1 protein-coding gene and 1 pseudogene are annotated in these 2,250 nt (G+C 53.1%); both read left to right on the forward strand.

Going from position 1 to position 2,250, the window contains the following annotated elements:
* The first annotated feature begins 214 nt into the window (after positions 1–214).
* A complete protein-coding gene (gene pckA, locus BBW68_RS11280; RefSeq protein ID WP_070135439.1) occupies positions 215–1,834 on the forward strand; it encodes a phosphoenolpyruvate carboxykinase (ATP) in 1,620 nt (539 codons plus the stop codon).
* Positions 1,835–1,978: 144 nt separating this feature from the next.
* Positions 1,979–2,224 (forward strand): annotated as a pseudogene (locus tag BBW68_RS16780) (IS4-like element ISEc60 family transposase); the annotation flags it as partial.
* Between the last annotated feature and the right edge of the window lie 26 nt (positions 2,225–2,250).

Raw genomic sequence — 2,250 nt, forward strand, 5'->3', positions numbered from 1 at the left:
TTACCGGATAAGCCGATGGCGCTCACCATCTTGCCGAATTTACACCACGTCCCAAGACTCTACCTTCTTTCCTCTTTCTCTGTCGTTTGATAGGTGTAAACTGCGCACGATCGTCACGGTGCCAGCCATCCGAATGTGCCAAGCATTACGGCAAAATCGTCGAAATAACCCTACAATCTATTGCAGTACAAAAAACCGACAAAGGAGCATTAACATGCGCGCTAACGACCTGACCACGCAGGACCTCATTGCTTATGGCATCACTGATACGGTTGAGGTGGTTCATAACCCCGATTATGACACGCTGTTTAAGGAAGAAACCCAGCCCAGTTTACAGGGTTTTGAACGCGGAATAGTGACCCAGTCAGACGCGGTTGCCGTCGACACTGGTATTTTTACCGGGCGCTCGCCAAAAGATAAATACATCGTGCGCGATGACGTCACCCGCGACAAGCTGTGGTGGAACGACCAAGGTAAAGGCAAGAATGACAATCAGCCGCTGTCGCAGGAAAACTGGCAGTCGCTGAAAAATCTTGTCACCACCCAACTCTCCGGTAAGCGCTTGTTTGTTGTCGATACTTGGTGCGGCGCTAACCCAGACAGTCGCCTGAGCGTGCGCTTTATTACCGAAGTCGCTTGGCAGGCACACTTTGTCAAAAACATGTTTATTCGCCCGGATGCACAAGGCTTGGCTGACTTTAAGCCTGACTTTGTGGTGATGAACGGGGCGAAGTGCACCAACCCGAACTGGCAGGCTCAGGGGCTGCATTCAGAGAACTTTGTGGCGTTTAACCTGACGGAAAAAATCCAGCTGATCGGCGGAACCTGGTACGGCGGCGAGATGAAAAAAGGGCTATTCGCCATCATGAACTACCTGCTGCCGCTGAAGGGAATTGCGGCGATGCACTGTTCGGCCAACGTTGGTGAAAAAGGCGATGTGGCGGTGTTCTTTGGCCTGTCCGGCACCGGAAAAACTACCCTGTCGACCGACCAACAGCGCCAACTGATTGGTGATGACGAGCACGGCTGGGACGACGACGGCGTGTTTAACTTTGAAGGCGGCTGCTACGCCAAAACCATCAAGCTGTCCGAGCAGTCTGAACCCGAGATCTATCACGCTATCCGCCGCGACGCGCTGCTGGAAAATGTGGTGGTGCGCGCGGATGGTTCAGTGGATTACGACGACGCTAGCAAAACCGAAAACACCCGCGTTTCCTACCCGATCAACCACATCGACAACATCGTTAAGCCGGTGTCAAAAGCAGGCCATGCTAAGAAAGTGATCTTCCTGACCGCCGATGCCTTTGGCGTGCTGCCACCAGTGTCGCGCCTGACGCCAGAACAGACGCAGTATCACTTCCTGTCCGGCTTTACTACCAAACTGGCAGGCACCGAGCGTGGCGTGACGGAGCCAACCTCAACCTTTTCCGCCTGCTTTGGCGCCGCGTTCCTGACGCTGCACCCTACGCAGTACGCTGAGGTGCTGGTGAAGCGCATGCAGTCCGCGGGAGCGGAAGCCTGGCTGGTGAATACCGGTTGGAACGGCAGCGGCAAGCGCATCTCGCTGAAGGATACCCGCGCCATCATCAACGCGATCCTCAGCGGTGAAATCGCCCATTCGGATACGGCAACATTGCCGATTTTCAACCTTGAGATGCCGCTGGCGCTGGCGGGCGTCGACAGCAACCTGCTCGATCCGCGCAACACCTACGCCAGCGCAGCAGACTGGGAGGTGAAAGCCCGCGACCTAGCGCAGCGCTTTATCATCAACTTCGATAAGTTCGCCGACACCCATGCCGGTGAGGCGCTGGTGAAAGCCGGTCCAAAACTGTAATCAACAGGGTTGAGGCATGCCTCAATCCGACAAACTGCAAGAATGGCGTAGGGGTCACCCCTGAGAAATCTCCAGAAAAATGGGACAGGCATAGCACTATGTGATCTAATTGATTGCGCTAACAATTTCAAGGAAATCACCACTATGCCTGCTCGCTCATTATGCCAAAAATTCTTCAAAAATATACTGGAGCCTCTGCATCTCTACCGCCAAAGATCACTAATTGACGCCACCAGTGCTGTAATAAATGGTGCCTCTCTCACACTTACCAGTATCGGTCGTCATTTGGGTGGAACTGCATCGGTTAAAAACAAAATAAAACGGGTAGATCGACTGCTGGGTAATCCTCTTCTGCAGAATGCAGTTTCAACCATTTTTCAGAGGGTTACTTAGAAAATTAGGCACTGTTGCAAAGA

It is taken from the genome of Candidatus Erwinia dacicola (assembly GCF_001756855.1).
GTDB lineage: Bacteria > Pseudomonadota > Gammaproteobacteria > Enterobacterales > Enterobacteriaceae > Erwinia > Erwinia dacicola.